This is a genomic window from Mycobacterium mantenii, assembly GCF_010731775.1.
Lineage (GTDB): Bacteria > Actinomycetota > Actinomycetes > Mycobacteriales > Mycobacteriaceae > Mycobacterium > Mycobacterium mantenii.
This window is the reverse complement of the sequence record NZ_AP022590.1, coordinates 4,596,379-4,610,288: the sequence shown is the minus strand read 5'-3', so window position 1 is coordinate 4,610,288 and position 13,910 is coordinate 4,596,379. Positions and strand designations below refer to the sequence as shown.

12 protein-coding genes and 1 pseudogene are annotated in these 13,910 nt (G+C 63.6%); 1 reads left to right on the top strand and 12 read right to left on the bottom strand.

The genetic code is table 11. The features are described 5' to 3' along the window. Nucleotide 1: 1 nt before the first annotated feature. The 8 genes and pseudogenes from G6N50_RS20850 to G6N50_RS29770 form a co-directional block, all read right to left on the bottom strand. Nucleotides 2–1,141, bottom strand: coding sequence for an MCE family protein (locus tag G6N50_RS20850; RefSeq protein ID WP_083094494.1), 1,140 nt, complete (start codon nucleotides 1,139–1,141; stop codon nucleotides 2–4). Continuing rightward, nucleotides 1,141–2,472: an MCE family protein gene (locus G6N50_RS20845; RefSeq protein ID WP_083094495.1), complete on the bottom strand. Its 1,332-nt coding sequence runs from the start codon at nucleotides 2,470–2,472 to the stop codon at nucleotides 1,141–1,143. Before G6N50_RS20845 ends, G6N50_RS20850 begins: the two co-directional genes overlap by 1 nt. Further along, nucleotides 2,469–3,798 (bottom strand): annotated as a pseudogene (locus tag G6N50_RS20840) (MCE family protein). Before G6N50_RS20840 ends, G6N50_RS20845 begins: the two are co-directional and overlap by 4 nt. After that, complete coding sequence (locus G6N50_RS20835; protein ID WP_083094496.1) at nucleotides 3,795–4,823, bottom strand: virulence factor Mce family protein; 1,029 nt, start codon at nucleotides 4,821–4,823, stop codon at nucleotides 3,795–3,797. Before G6N50_RS20835 ends, G6N50_RS20840 begins: the two are co-directional and overlap by 4 nt. Further along, on the bottom strand, nucleotides 4,820–6,202 hold the full coding sequence (locus tag G6N50_RS20830) for an MCE family protein (protein ID WP_083094497.1): 1,383 nt from the start codon (nucleotides 6,200–6,202) through the stop codon (nucleotides 4,820–4,822). The genes G6N50_RS20835 and G6N50_RS20830 overlap by 4 nt, the downstream gene beginning before the upstream one ends. A 145-nt stretch (nucleotides 6,203–6,347) precedes the next feature. Next, on the bottom strand, nucleotides 6,348–7,208 hold the full coding sequence (locus G6N50_RS20825; RefSeq protein WP_083094498.1) for an ABC transporter permease: 861 nt from the start codon (nucleotides 7,206–7,208) through the stop codon (nucleotides 6,348–6,350). Continuing rightward, on the bottom strand, nucleotides 7,205–7,969 hold the full coding sequence (locus tag G6N50_RS20820; protein WP_179970172.1) for an MlaE family ABC transporter permease: 765 nt from the start codon (nucleotides 7,967–7,969) through the stop codon (nucleotides 7,205–7,207). The genes G6N50_RS20825 and G6N50_RS20820 overlap by 4 nt, the downstream gene beginning before the upstream one ends. 954 nt (nucleotides 7,970–8,923) lie before the next feature. Then, nucleotides 8,924–9,055, bottom strand: coding sequence for a hypothetical protein (locus G6N50_RS29770; protein ID WP_264028585.1), 132 nt, complete (start codon nucleotides 9,053–9,055; stop codon nucleotides 8,924–8,926). Between the two features lie 201 nt (nucleotides 9,056–9,256). Here G6N50_RS29770 and G6N50_RS20810 point away from each other — a divergent pair, with 201 nt between their 5' ends. Beyond that, nucleotides 9,257–9,847 carry a MarR family winged helix-turn-helix transcriptional regulator gene (locus tag G6N50_RS20810; protein WP_083094500.1) on the top strand — a complete coding sequence of 197 codons (591 nt, stop codon included), beginning with the start codon at nucleotides 9,257–9,259 and terminating at the stop codon, nucleotides 9,845–9,847. A 524-nt stretch (nucleotides 9,848–10,371) separates the two neighbouring features. Here G6N50_RS20810 and G6N50_RS20805 read toward each other — a convergent pair. The 4 genes from G6N50_RS20805 to G6N50_RS20790 are packed head-to-tail and all read right to left on the bottom strand — an operon-like array spanning nucleotide 10,372 to nucleotide 13,740. Beyond that, entirely contained in the window at nucleotides 10,372–11,817 is a 1,446-nt protein-coding gene (locus G6N50_RS20805; protein WP_197748031.1) for an aldehyde dehydrogenase, read from the bottom strand. Continuing rightward, nucleotides 11,817–12,011: a 2-hydroxymuconate tautomerase gene (locus G6N50_RS20800; RefSeq protein WP_083094502.1), complete on the bottom strand. Its 195-nt coding sequence runs from the start codon at nucleotides 12,009–12,011 to the stop codon at nucleotides 11,817–11,819. Before G6N50_RS20800 ends, G6N50_RS20805 begins: the two co-directional genes overlap by 1 nt. Next, nucleotides 12,002–12,805 carry a 2-keto-4-pentenoate hydratase gene (locus G6N50_RS20795; RefSeq protein ID WP_083094503.1) on the bottom strand — a complete coding sequence of 268 codons (804 nt, stop codon included), beginning with the start codon at nucleotides 12,803–12,805 and terminating at the stop codon, nucleotides 12,002–12,004. The genes G6N50_RS20800 and G6N50_RS20795 overlap by 10 nt, the downstream gene beginning before the upstream one ends. Beyond that, nucleotides 12,802–13,740: a VOC family protein gene (locus G6N50_RS20790; protein WP_083094504.1), complete on the bottom strand. Its 939-nt coding sequence runs from the start codon at nucleotides 13,738–13,740 to the stop codon at nucleotides 12,802–12,804. Before G6N50_RS20790 ends, G6N50_RS20795 begins: the two co-directional genes overlap by 4 nt. Between the last annotated feature and the right edge of the window lie 170 nt (nucleotides 13,741–13,910).

Below are 13,910 nucleotides of genomic sequence, written 5' to 3'. Positions count from 1 at the left end.
GTCAGGGACCTTGATCCGCACGGTAGGGGAAGGTCAGCGGGTTGCCTGCGGTGTAGGGGCTGGGCTGCTGGCCAATCGTGCGGCCCCACTGCATTTCCAATTCGGTCAGGTTGCCCTGCCATCGGGTGCCGGTGAACAGCGCCGAGTCAAGCCGGCTCAGCGTCAAGTCGAGCACGAGGGACAGGTTGGCGTACTCGCCGCGGAACCAGTTGGGGATCGTTTCCTTCACCCACGGGAAGGTTCCCAAGAAGCTCAGCGAACGGGTCAGGGCCGGACCCGCGTCGGCCAGCGACTGCAGTACCGGCGCGAGGCCCCTCAACTCCTGGACCAGTGCGTCCTTCGTATGGTTGACCGAGTCGGCGGTCAGCGCGCTGAACTTGCCGAGCCGGTCGACCGCGTCGGCGAGCTTTTTCCGCTCGCCGCTGAGCACTGCCAGAGCGTCGGGGAGGATGCTCAGCGAGCGGTCAAGCACTGGTTTCTGTCCGGCGAGCTGACCAGCCAGCTTGTTTACGCTGTCGGTGGCATTGATGATGTCATCGGTTTGCGCGTTGAGATGGCCGATGAACGCGTCAAGCTGTTGAAGCAGGCTTCTGAGATCGTTCTCACGGCCAGCGAAGGCCTCGCTGAGCGTTTTAGTGATGTCTTGAACCTGACCCAGCCCGCCACCGTTGAGCACCAGCGACAATGTCGCCAACGTCTGCTCAGTCGTTGGATAGCTGCTCGCGGCCGGCAGCGGGATGAGTGAGCCGTTGTGTAGCCGCCCTACGGGCGGGACACCGGTCGGCGGGGCCAGTTCGACGTGCAGCGACCCAAGCAGGCTTGTCTGACCGAGTTTGGCGGTGGCGTTCGCCGGCAGCTGGACGTTGCCGTCGACCCGCATTGTCAGCAGCGAATGCCAGCCCTCACGCTCGATCTTGGTGACATTTCCGACCGTCACATCGCCCACCCGGACGCGGGAGTTCTGTTGGAGATTGGTGACGTCGGGCAGCTGCGCCTTCACCTCAAAGGAGCCGGGGCCACCGCCCGCCGTGCCCGGCAGTGGTAATGAGTTCAACCCTCGCCAGCCGCAGCCCGACAAGCCCATCCCGGCGATCGCCACCAGCACCGCTGCGGTAATGCGCGCCCAGCGCGAGCGTGCCATTATCGCACTCCGGGCGGCACCATCATGCCCGGCAGCCCCGCGGAGGGATTGGTCGTGACCGCCTCGGCAGGCTGCGGTGGCGCGGGGTTGGCCGCCGGTGGCGGGTCTTGAGGCGCCGCAGGCGCCGCCTCAGCCGACGGTGCATTCGGTGCTGGGGGCACCAAGTCCGGACGCATCCAGTCTTCACTGTAGGTGACCTCGTTTGGCCGGGCTCGGGTGCCGACGAACAGGTTCTCCCCGAGCGGGGGGAAGTTGTACTGGCGGTTCTTCATAATCGGCGCCAGGTACTGCACACACAGCTTGGCCGACTGCTCGGCGTTTAGCCGCGACGCCGCCTGCACGGCACCACAGAGGAAGGAGATGGTGCTGGCGAAATTGTTGACCATCAACGCCCCCGACAGGGCGCCCTGGGTGGGCCGCCAAATGTTGGTGTAATTTTGCAGAGCGTTCGGGGCGACGTGCAGGGTTTGCTTGATGTCATCGAGGCTGTCGGTAACAGCCTTGGACAGCGACGCCAACTTGTCCGACGTGATGCCCAGCGCGTCCCGGTTCTCCACCACAAAATCGTGGACATCACCGACGGCAGTATTGAGGTCCTGCACGGCCGCGCCCACCTTGTTCGGGTCATTGGCCAGCAGTCCGGTCACATACGCCAGGTTGCGATTCAACTGCCGCATCAGGCCAGTGCTGCTTTGTAGGGCCGCGACCACGGTCGCCAGGTTCTTCACAGTGCTGAAGATGTCGGTGCTGTGATCGCCGAGGACCGATAATGCTTGGGACAACTTCGTCACGGTGTCTCGGATGTTGGCGCCTTCACCGCGCAGGTTGTCGGCGGCGGTGTTGATGAAGGAACCCAGTGGGGCGACGCCGCCCGGTTCGGCCGGCCGCAGCATCAGCACGAGCTTTTCGAGCTGTGCGCGAACGTCGTCCCATTCCACCGGGACGGCGGTCCGATCCTGCGGAATGACCGCGTTGTTTTGCATCGTGGCTCCGCCGGTATACACGGGTGTCAGCTGGATGGCGCGCGAAGTCACCAGGGACGGGGATAAAATCACCGCCTTCGCGTGGGCGGGCACGTTGTAGTTGCGGTTGTACCAGAAGGTGATCTTGACGCGGTGGGGGTGCGGTTCGATCTTGTCGATCTTGCCGACCGGCACACCCAGGATTCGCACCTCGTCGCCGACAAAGATGCCGTTGCTGTTTTCGAAATACCCTACGATCGTGGTCCGGTCGATCTGACCAGCCTGGCGCACGACCGTCACCAGCCCGGCGGTGAGCAACCCAACCAGCACAGTGGCCAGAACCGCCTTGGCGTTGCGCAATACGGTCATTGTCCGTCCCCTCCGCTCGGCCCAACGAGGGCCGGCATCGGTGCTTCTGCGAGCCCGCCGTCGGGTGACTGCAGCACCGAGGTGGCGGGCGCCGCCGGCGCGGCGGGGCTGGTAACCGGTGGGCGGTCCGGGCGGGGGCCCCCCGGGCGGCGGTTGGGGCAGCGGCGGCCGGTAAGGGTAACGCGGATCGCCAGGCTTACCCGTAATCGCGTCGGGCAGCCTCAGGTTCGGCTCGCCGCCCTGGCCTGTCCGCGGAAACGGCATCGGCAGCGGCGGTGTTCCCGGCTGGCCCACTGGCGGGTCAACGCGCTGTGAGGGGAGCAGCACGTTGGGATCTAGGCCAAGATCTGAGAACGCCGCATCCACGAACGGCTGCACGAATTGCCCTGGCAGCAAGTTGGCGACATAGGCCTTGAAGAACGGGGCTCCCGACACCGCCTCACCCAGCGACATCACGTAGGCGTTGAGCAACTGAATGGATTTCTGCACCCGCTGTTTGCGGTTGTCGACGATTGTTAGGACGCCGTTGAGCTTGTCCAGCGCCGGCCGCAGCTGGGCGCGGTTGTCGGCGACGAACCCCGACAACTGCTTGGCCAGCGCAGAGACGTGGTAAGCAATGGAATTTAGTGCGTTGCTCTGGGTTTGCAGCTCCGCCATGAACGCGTTGGTGCGCTCAATCAGACTGGCGACCTGGCTAGCGCGCTCGGCAAGTACGGCCGTCACTTTGCTGGCGTTGGCGAGCAAGTTGCGAAGCTGCGCATCGCGCCTACCGATCGTCTGGGAGAATCGAGCGACGCCCTGGACCGCGGTCTTCAGCTCCGGCGGGGTGTCCTGAAATGTCTGCGCCAGCGTGGCCAGCGAGTCGGACAGCTGGTCGGTTTTCAAACTGCTGATTGTGGTGGCCAAGTCGCCGAGCGCATCAGGCAGCTGATAGGCCGGTGTTGTCCGTGCGAGAGGAATCGTGCCCGAGAGCTCGCCATCGCCACGGGGCGTGACCTCAAAAACCTTGGTGCCCAGCACGCTTTTGGTCTTGACCGCGGCCTCGGTGCGGTCCCCGAGCCGGATGTCCTTTGCGACGTTGAACTTCACCAGCACTCGCGGCCCGTCGAGCTCGATGGCCGACACCTGGCCCACCCGGTAGCCGAATACTTGCACGGCAGCGCCGGTCCTGAGACCCCCAGCCTCGGCCAGATAAGCTGAATATCCGTTGCCGCCGGACAAAAACGGCAGCTTGTCGTACTGCGTTGCCGCCAGCACTAGCCCGGCGATCACCACGCAGCCGACGGAGCCGACGACGAGGGAATTGCGTTCGGCGAAGGACTTCATCTGGGTGTGCACCGTCCTGTGGGCTGGCCGGCCAGCTTGACGTACACCGGCTGGCCACCCTTGCCGTTCAGCTTGAGCAGCACTTCGCACAGGTAGAACCCGAAGTAGTCACCGTGGAGGCCTTGGCGGCCCAGCTGCTGGTAGGCGTCTGGGAGGGTGTTGAGGAAGTCATCGAAGTACTCGTGATCGGCGACGACGATCCCGCTGGCCCGATCCGTCTGACGCACGGTGTTTTGCAGCGCCGGCCGGGCCTGTTGGAGTAGGTCAGCGATCGACGCAGACGCCGCGTCGATGTAGGCCACGCCGTTGCTGATATCGGTTTTTCGGTCGGCGAGTCCCTTCATCAGTTCCGATAGGGAATCGACGGCCTTTGCGAACTGCCCGCTTTGATCGCCCAGCGACCCCAGCACGATGTTGAGATTGGCAATCACTTGCCCGATCAGGTCGTCTCGGTCGCCCAGCGTGCTTGTCAGTGCTGAAGTCTGCGCCAGAAATGAGCCGATCGTCGCTCCCTGGCCCTGGAACGCCGAAATCAATTGCCCGGTCAGTGCATTCACCTGTTCTGGGTTCAGCGCCTGAAACAGCGGATGGAAACCGCCGATGAGTGCATCGAGGTCCAGCGCCGGCGCCGTCCTGTCCAGCGGGATGGTTTCTCCCGGTTTGAGTTGTTTGACCCCGCCAGCGCCCTCCTCGAGGGCCAGGAACCGGCCGCCGATCAGATTGTCGTAGCGGATCACAGCTTTTGTGCCCTCGGTCAAAATCACCGAGTCGTCGGCGGAGAACTTGACCACCGCGTACGCGCTTTGCTTGATGGAGATCTCTTTGACCTTGCCGACCTCGACGCCTGCAATGCGGACGAAGTCGCCGCTGTGCAAACCGCCTACGTTGCTGAACTCGGCGTTGTAGGTCTTCCCGCTTTGGAAGCGCAGCTGGCCGAAAACCGCGAACAGCGCGAACAGACCCAGCAAGCAGACGGCGACGAAGACGCCGAGCCGCCAGGCGGCGCCGGCGAAGTTGTCTCTCATGGCTTCGTTCCTGATATCTGTGGCGGCGTTGATGGCGGCGCATCGGTTGGAGGCGCCCCAGGTGGTGGTGGATACAGCGGCGTCCCGTCCGGTGCGTATAGCGGCGCTCCATTAGGCGGCGGCCCCGGGTAGGAAATCGGCCCAGGCGCCGGCCCTGGGATGCACTGCCGGATGCTCGGCGGTTCCGGGACGGCCCGGGTGACGGGGAAGTAGTCGGCCCAACAGGGATGCCCGATGCCGGGGTTGGGCCGAATGTCGAGTCCGGTGCCCCAGCCGGTATTGGTGATCAGTTGACGGATCGGATACTTCTTACTGGCGTCGGGCAACGATCCACAGCCCGGCTTGCCGCCGGGTCCTCCCTTGGCGGCAACGACGGGCAGGTTGTCGGGATATTTGTATGGGTCGTCGCCGAGCAGCACCGTGGCGTCAAGAAGCCCCGAGAACCCGTTGGCGCCGCCCATCGCGTCGCGACCCCCGTTGTCGATGAACCATTTGGCGCCGAGTAGCAGGCAGGTGTATTCGGGGTTGTATTTCATCAACAGATTCGTTGTCGGCTCAAGCAGGTTGACCCCGCGGATGAGGTTGCTCCGGTTGGGCCCGATTAGGTTGGTACCGGCGTCCGATAAGCCGATAGTGTTCAGCAGCAGCGCGTCGAGCGCCGATGTATGGCTGGTAATGGTCGAGCTGGTAGTGCTCAATGCCGATAGCGTCGTGAGGATGTTTTGTGCGGCGGCGCTGTAGGCGTCGCTGAAACCGCGCAGCGACCGAAAGTCTTGCTGCATGGTGCTCATTCGGGGATTCAGCGCCATCAGCACCTGGTTGGCGTCGGTGGTGGCCTGCCCGATGGCGCTGCCCTCGCCGCGAAGGCCCTCGGCCAGGGCGCTCAACGTCGCGTTTAGTTTGGCGGGATCGATCTGCTCGAGCACCAAAACCAGATTCTGGAAGACAGTGTTGATCTCGGTGCTGACGGTGCGCGACCGGAGCACCGCTCCGGCGGAGATACGCGTGGCACTGGGATGGTCGGGATAGATCAAATCGACGTATTTGGAGCCGAATACTGTGGAGGCCCTGATCTGAGCTCCGATGTTTGCCGGAATGTTTTCGACCTGATCGGCGTCTATCTCCAGCTGCAGGTTCACCGGTTCCGTCCCCCCGGTCACCGAACCGACCTGACCTACTTGCACTCCGCGCAGTCGCACCTTGCTGCCAGGCTCCATCACCAGCCCAGAGCGGTCAGAGGTCAGCGTTACCGGGACGAACGATCGAAATGCCCCGTTGAACGATGCGCACGCCAAAACGATCAACGCGATGACGACCGCGAAAAGAATGGTCGTCCACCACCCGAGGTGGCGGCCATCTGCCGGGTCTAGGGATTCCATGGCGCTACCCGGACGGAGCGATGAAACCGCACCACACCTACTTCATCGTTGAAATGACGCGGGTGAGCAAACCCATCGAGTGGCCATGCCGCCAGCTCACCAGCGATGTGGCCAGCCAGGTAAGAACCAGAACACGAGATCACCGCTATGCCCCCGAAAAGTGGAAATTGCCGCTCCGCCCGTAAATGGCAAGCGACGCGAACAAAATGACAAGTACCACCGAGACCAGGGAGGTACGCACCGACCGACCGACGGCCTCCCCCACCCCGGCGGGCCCACCCGAAGCGGTGAATCCGTAATACGTATGCACCAGCATCACCACGAGGCCCATCAGAATCGCCAGGAAAAGCGACCAGATGATGTCGGTCGACTGAAGGAACGTGTGGAAATAGTGGTCGTAGACACCGGTTGACTGGCCGTAGACAAATGTTGTGGCGAATCGGGCAGCCAGAAACGACATCCACAGCGCGATGCAATACAACGGGATCACCACAATCACGCCGGCGATGACCCGGGTGGAGGCCAGGTAAGCGATCGAGCGGATTCCTATGACCTCCAGCGCGTCGATCTCCTCGTTGATCCGCATCGCACCCAATTGCGCAGTCGCGCCGGCGCCGATGGTCGCCGACAGGGCAATGACCGCCGTCAGCGGAGTGACGATGCGGCCATTCAGATACGCGGACACGAAACCGGTCAAAGCCTCCACACCGATTCCGCTGAGCGAACTGTATCCCTGGATCGCGACAAGCGAACCGGCCGACAGGGTCAGAAAACCGACGATGCCCACCGTGCCGCCGATGACCGCCAGCGCTCCAGCGCCCAAGCCCATCTGCGCGATCATGCGCAGCGTCTCACCTTGGTAGTCGGTGACGGCGTTCGAGGCGGCGCGTAGCGTTCGGGCGTAGAAACGCGCCTGCGCGCCGATCCGCCGCCACCCGCTAACCCACCCATCCAGTTGCCGCATCAGCCGCGGGAACCGCTGGCTTGCAACGTTGTTGAAGCTCATGCCGTGGCCTTAACACCAACCGCGGTGACAATGACGTCGATGACGAACAGCGACATGAAAGAGAAGACCACCGTTTCGTTCACCGCGTTGCCGACCGCGGCGGGGCCGCCCCCAACCGAAATGCCTTTGTAACAGGCGATCAGGCTGGCGGTCAGACCGAAAAGCCCGGCCTTGATCAAGGCGATCACCAGCTCCGGCGCACCGGTGAGCAGTGTCAGCCCCGCCGCGAAGGCCCCCGGTGTCACGTGTTGGACGAAGACCGAGAAACCAAAACCACCGATGAGGCCGGTCAGGATCACCACCCCCGACAGCAGCAACGAGACGAACGTTGCGGCGAGGACCCGGGGCACCACGAGCGCCTGGACCGGGTTGATCCCGAGCACCCTCAGCGCGTCGAGTTCTTCGCGGATGGTGCGAGCACCGAGGTCGGCGCACATCGATGTCGCGCCGGCTCCGGCAACGACCAACACCGTCACGATCGGGCCGATCTGCGTGACCGTGCCAAGCGCGGCGCCGCTGCCAGAAAAGTCGCCGGCGCCGAACTCGACGAGCAGAATATTGAGCGTGAACACTGTGAGCACAGTGAACGGGATTGACAGCATCACCGTCGGCGCGAGCGACACCCTGGCGACAAACCAGCTCTGCAGGATCAACTCGCGCCCGGCGAACGGTCGCCGCGGCATCTGGAGCAAAGTATCTAGCGCCAGCGCAAAAAAATCGCCAAGGGCGCGAAGGGGTTTGAGGACATTAGGCTGCAACATCAACGCCGCCTTTTCAGCGCGGTTCGCCTGGCGAAACCCCATACAGCCGGGATGATTTTACCGGCCCCAGCGCGCCGATTGCCTCGCGGCACTCCCGCGTTGGGTGCGCACATCGATGCTGGCCACAGCAACCCGGCACAGGGCCAGCGTTGGCGACGAGTGTCACCTGTCGGGCAGAACCGGTGGCAATGTCCGGGCATCCTGTTCGTGTTATTCGCCCGCTGGGGTGCAAACGCCCCGCCGCTGCCCAGGGGTCGGGGATCGGTACACGAATGCGTGAACCAAACGGCGTCGGCCCGACCGCGGTTGTCACACGGCCGGCCGTATCGCCGTACCGCGGCCACGCTCACATCGCTGTCCAATCTCGCTGTCCCCCAATGAAGTTAGCGGAACTCCTATGGATGGCCGATACAATCGGGCCACAAACGATGCCGCATACCGGTGAGTCCCGCCGCCGAGCGCCTTACCCCAGCCCTGCGACCATAGCCCCGTGGTCGATGGCGGCCGCGCTAATCCTCTGCAGCGTGCCAGAAGCGGGAGTGCGGTTTCGTGGAATGCCATCGCAGGTACTTTAATTTCATAACAATAGTTAGGTCAAGGGTTCGGCAAGCATCCCGAAAAGTGCCCGCGAAGCGCCCCCGATGTATCGCTTAAGGATGTCCGCGAAACGGTGATCCTCGGGGCATGGGAAGTGGGCTGTCGATGTCGTCTCGTGCCGAGATCACCGCGAAGTTCGCCAAGGCGTATGTGAAGGCCTCAAAGGCCGATAGGGACAGATCTGGATCAGATGGTGGAGGTCACCTGCTGGTCGCGTGACTATGCGCGCGCCGGTTGAAGGCCGTGACCCGGCCACCGGGGCGGTCCGGCAGATCGCCAAACAGCCTCGCCGGCAGCGCAATCCGAAGTGTTCCTACGATGCGTTAACGGATTCGGCGAAATACACCCCGTCGATTATCAATGCGGCCAGATCCGGCCCGGATAGATCCCGGTGGACAGCTCGGCCGGGCAGGTTTCGGCCATCGCCACGCTGACCCGCTCTGGGATCGCGGGCGCGCTCGCGTCCACGGACTGAATCTGGCTACTCATCTTCATGGTGGTGCCCAAGCTCTCGGCGTTCTTGGCGGAACGCGCGACCCAACCACACGGCACGTCGCGAGCAGGGCACCGCCACCTCCGGTTCCACGAAACTAGAGACACCCTCTGCCTAATCTAACTAGTTACCGATAGTTTCGGTCCGATAACGTGCAAGGTCACAGCTATCCACTCCTGCATCCCGGAGGCATGCTAATGGCGCTACGACCAGATCGGCCGCAGTCGATCACTGAGCAGGTCGCCTTGGCGGCCAACCACGAAGGTCCCGACTTCGATACGACCGTCCTCGGCCTGACTCTGGCGATGGTTCGCACCGCGACGGCCTTCGAGCGTGCACACGCCGTTGAACTCCAGCCGCATGGACTCAACACCGCCCAGCTCAATATCTTGACCGTGCTGGACCGCGCACCCGAACCCGTGACCATGGGCGCGCTGGGTCAGGCGGTGTCGGTTCGCCCTGCCAATCTCACCGGTGTCGTCAACGAGTTAGCCCGGCGTGGTTATGTCGAACGCATCTCCAACCCGAATGACCGTCGCTCGTTCCTCATTCAAATCGGCAAGAAAGGGCGCGCCTTTCTGCGTAAATTCCTACCCGGTCACTGGGCATACTTACACAAGCTGATGGATGGCCTGACCCCCAAACAGAAAGCTCAACTGGAATCCCTACTTGAGCGTTTCCTTGCGTCGATCGAGCAGAACAGCCCGTCCACCACCGATGGTTCCGATTTGCTTCTCTTTCGCGGTCGGGCGCGCCCCAATCGACGTAAAGACCAGGTTGCGTGGTAGAGGTGGTGCCGCGCCAAAGGCAAGATCAGTGTCGAGGCCTACCAGAAACTGGCCGATCTGCCGCAGATCGTGGCGACCAAACACGCCGGCGGGCCGACGCTGCAACGCGATATCGAAGCTGTTGGCGACAAGGTTGCCGTACTGCCCCTCGACAGCGACTGTATGCCGCGGCAAAGCAATCCCCTGACCTGGCCACCGCCTGCTGGTCGGGCAACGTGGCCTGTGCCCCTTCACCATTGGCGGCACTCTCCAGGGCCGTGCTCTCACGGGACTGGAACGCGGCAGCGGCGATCTCCGAGAAGGTCAACTGGGCGCTGGCGCCGCAATTCGGTGGCGATATGTCGCGCTTCATGGACTACAGCATCCCGGTGGGGCGGGCACGATTCCGCGCCGCAGGGTTGATCGACCCGGGCCCCAGCCGACCGCCCTACACCGACGCTCCCGCCGACATGATCGCCGGCGGCGAGAAACCGGCCGGCGCTGGGCGCAGCTGGAATGCGAGTACCGCGACACACGAGAGGCGGCTACGTATCGGCGCCACGGATCGCCATCACCACGGCCTTCGGTTCGGTGAAGAACTCTCGGCTGAAAGTTCCTCCCTCGCGGCCGATTCCGGAATCGCCGACACCACCGAATGGTGCGCGTAGATCACGAATGAAGAAGCAATTGACCCAGACCGTGCCCGCCTCAAGCGCGGCCGCAACGCGGTGCGCACGAGATAGGTTCTCGGTGAACAACATCGCGTTGAGCCCGTAGGGAGTGCCGTTGGCTACGGTGATGGCATCGGCCTCACTGTCGAAGGGCGCCACCACGACAACGGGACCAAAGATTTCCTCGCGGCACAACCGGGCGCCCGGCGGTAGATCGGTGACTACCGTTGGCCGGATGGCCCACCCGTCGCCCAGACCACCCGTACGCATGGTTCCGCCCTCGGCCCCGATGCCGTCGATATAGGAGCGCACCTTCTTCCAATGTGCCTCGGAGGCCAGCGGTCCGATCTGGGTTCCCGCCAGTTTCGGGTCACCTAACGTCAACGATTCCGCGGCATCGACGAACTTCGCCAAAAAGTCGTGGTAGACCTCGCGCTGCACGAACAGTCGGCTGCCGGCCAGGCAGACCTGCCCTGCATTCGAGAACACGGCGCGGATAGACCAATTCACTGCTGTATCGAGGTCAGCGTCCGCGAAGACCAGGTTGGCGCCCTTGCCGCCGAGCTCGAGACTCACCGGGGTCAGGTGCGCCGCTGCGGCAGCGGCGATGACCTTGCCGGTTCCGGACTCTCCGGTGAAGGTGATGCGATCGACGCGGTTGTCCGCTGTCAGCGCGGCGCCTACCGAGCCGGGACCGTACCCGTGGACGACGTTGAGCACCCCGGGTGGCATGCCGGCGCGCAATGCCAGCCGAGCGAGGATCGCCGCCGATGCCGGCGTATCTTCCGCGGGCTTGAGCACAACGGTGTTACCCCACGCCAGCGCGGGAGCGATCTTCCACGTCTCGAGCATCAACGGAAAGTTCCAGGGCGCGATCGCCGCCACGACGCCGGCGGGCTCGAACCGGGTGTAGGCATGGTGCCCGGTGTCCATCGGCAGGACATCGCCGGCGGACAGCCGAGCATGGTCGGCGAAGAAGCGGAAGTTTTGCGCCGACCGTGGAACGTCATTGCCCCTGCTGTCGCTGAGCGGCTTGCCCATGTCGGTGGTATCAGCGAGCGCGAGTTCGTCGGCGCTTTCGATGATCAGATCGGCCAGCCGGTGCAGAACGGCGCCCCGCTCCGCGTACCCCATGCGTGGCCAAGGGCCGTCGTCGATTGCGCGCCGGGCCGCGGTCACCGCTCGATCAACCTCGTCTGGGCCACCCAGCGCCACCTGCGCCCACGGTTGCTGGGTCCACGGATCGATGGTGTCGAAGCGTGCGCCACTGGACGACTCCGTTTCCTCCCCGTCGATCACATGGCGGATCACGTCCATCATCAACCCTTTCGGCGTTCATCGATCGTGACATCACCGGCCGCCCAATGCGTAGCGGGCACCTCGCGGAGCACGACTCGGATACTGTCCCGCGCAGCACCGATCGCAGTCTCCACCGCGTCGGTCAGCCCCGTGATCAAGGCACGTAACTGCTCGGGTGTGCGACCTTCCACCAGCGTCACCTCGACTAGCGGCACGATTCCTCCCCTCCGTCCACGGCGATCGAACCGAGATGGGTGAAGTGCGCGGCGACCTGTGCTCCGGGCGGCACGCTCACTGCGTCAGTCATTCCCCCGGTCAGTACGATCCAGCCCGGCTCGATCGCCAACCCGCGTTCGGCAAGAACATTGGCGGCCAATGCCAGCGCTTCTGCCGGATGACCTTGCACCGCTGCGCCAGTGGCGCGGTCCACCACCCGACCGTCGACCTCGAGACGGCAGGCTTCGGCAGCCAGGTCTAACGAATCCGGCCGCACGCGCACTGATCCCATCACGAACAGCCCCGAGGACGCGTTATCGGCTACCACATCGGGCAGCGTGAACCGGAAATCGCGATAACGTGAATCGATGATCTCGATGCCGGAGTAGACCTGCCCGACCGCGCCCAGCGCCCGGGACGCCGTCATGTCGGGCCCGGCGAGCCGTTCCGCCATCACGAACACAATCTCCGGTTCGGCACGAGGGTGGATGAGCGATTCCCGTGGCAACGGCGCACCTGCCGGGAGCACCATCGCATCGGTCAGCCATGCCACCAGTGGTGAGCTGATACCCATCCGTAATTGTTTTGCACGAGAAGTCAATCCGAGTTTGACGCCGACGAGTCGCTCACCGCGTTCACGACGACGGCGCAGTGCCTCATCCTGGATGCGGTAGGCGGTGGCCAGGTCGAGACCAGTCCACTGGTCACTAAGCGGATCACGCTCGGTCTGGGTGCTTTCCGCCTCGAGGAGTTCGGTCGCCGCCCTCTGAATGTCCCATCCGCCGCCGCTCACCGGCTATGTCCTGACTGACTCGGCACGACACGCACCGAACCGTTCTGGCCGTCGCGCCGCAGCTGCGGTTGTGACACGGTGCGCTGAGTCGGGCCCAGCCACATGTCGATCGAACCCTCCTCGGACAGATTGAATGTGCGCGGCCGCCACGCTGTGTCGTCATAGATCCGCTGCACCCCGAAGGAATACTCGTAGGTCAGGTTCTCGGGTCCGACGAAGTAGACGAAGATCGCCGTCGAGGTCGGATGCCTGCCGGGACCGTGCAGGATGTGCACGTCGTTTCGCTGCAGGAACCGCCAGTTGCGCATCAAGTCGTCGAGGGTGTGTACCTGGAAGTTGATGTGGCAGAGGCCGGGAGCGGCGTCGTTTTGGAACACCGCCAGCTTGTGGTGTACCGGGTCGATGCGCATCAAGCACGCCGCATCGCCGATCCAGTCGGACACCTTGGCATTGAAGAGTGTCGACCAGAATGCGTATGCGGCCCGCACATCGGGAGCATCCAGGCAAAGGTGCCCGAACTCGCAGATCCCGGCCTCTGGACGCCCGAACTGGATCGGTCGCGCCAGTGTGCTCTGGTCGGTCACCAGTTCCACGTGGTTGCCGAACGGATCGTCGAAGGCGATGAACGCTCGGACGTGTCGTTGTCGTGCCTCGTCCGCCGATCCCCGCCGCACCGCGCATCCGTACCTCGTCAGTTCGGCTTCAGCGGCGTCGAGTGCCGCGTCGTCCTTCACCGTGAACGCCGAGGCATGCACTCCAGCCTGTGAGCTCTCGACCAGCGCCAGGCAGTGATGGCGATGGTCGGCTCGCAGATAGGTGATCCCGGGTGCCCGCGCGACAGTTTCCAGACCCACGATGTCGACGGCGAATCGCTCAGCGCGGTCCAGGTCGGTGACCCCGGACCGGACATAGGCGATGTCCTGCAGTTGGATCATCTCCGGGCCTCACTTTCTCGATGCCCCGATGTGGTAGTCGGCACTAACCATTCCTTAGTTGCTGTGTAAATATTTATACTTCTGAACTATAGTGATAGCGGCCACAGCGTCAAGAGCTTGCGGTACAACGATGTAGCGCTGCCGCTTTAGTCACACCATGAAATCTTCAG

Excerpts from the sequence above, each read along its gene's own strand:
- G6N50_RS20850 (WP_083094494.1), bottom strand. The coding sequence starts at position 1,141 with ATGGCACGCTCGCGCTGGGCGCGCATTACCGCAGCGGTGCTGGTGGCG.
- G6N50_RS20845 (WP_083094495.1), bottom strand. The coding sequence starts at position 2,472 with ATGACCGTATTGCGCAACGCCAAGGCGGTTCTGGCCACTGTGCTGGTT.
- G6N50_RS20835 (WP_083094496.1), bottom strand. The coding sequence starts at position 4,823 with ATGAGAGACAACTTCGCCGGCGCCGCCTGGCGGCTCGGCGTCTTCGTC.
- G6N50_RS20830 (WP_083094497.1), bottom strand. The coding sequence starts at position 6,202 with ATGGAATCCCTAGACCCGGCAGATGGCCGCCACCTCGGGTGGTGGACG.
- G6N50_RS20825 (WP_083094498.1), bottom strand. The coding sequence starts at position 7,208 with ATGAGCTTCAACAACGTTGCAAGCCAGCGGTTCCCGCGGCTGATGCGG.
- G6N50_RS20820 (WP_179970172.1), bottom strand. The coding sequence starts at position 7,969 with ATGTTGCAGCCTAATGTCCTCAAACCCCTTCGCGCCCTTGGCGATTTT.
- G6N50_RS29770 (WP_264028585.1), bottom strand. The coding sequence starts at position 9,055 with ATGAGTAGCCAGATTCAGTCCGTGGACGCGAGCGCGCCCGCGATCCCA.
- G6N50_RS20810 (WP_083094500.1), top strand. The coding sequence starts at position 9,257 with ATGGCGCTACGACCAGATCGGCCGCAGTCGATCACTGAGCAGGTCGCC.
- G6N50_RS20805 (WP_197748031.1), bottom strand. The coding sequence starts at position 11,817 with ATGATGGACGTGATCCGCCATGTGATCGACGGGGAGGAAACGGAGTCG.
- G6N50_RS20790 (WP_083094504.1), bottom strand. The coding sequence starts at position 13,740 with ATGATCCAACTGCAGGACATCGCCTATGTCCGGTCCGGGGTCACCGAC.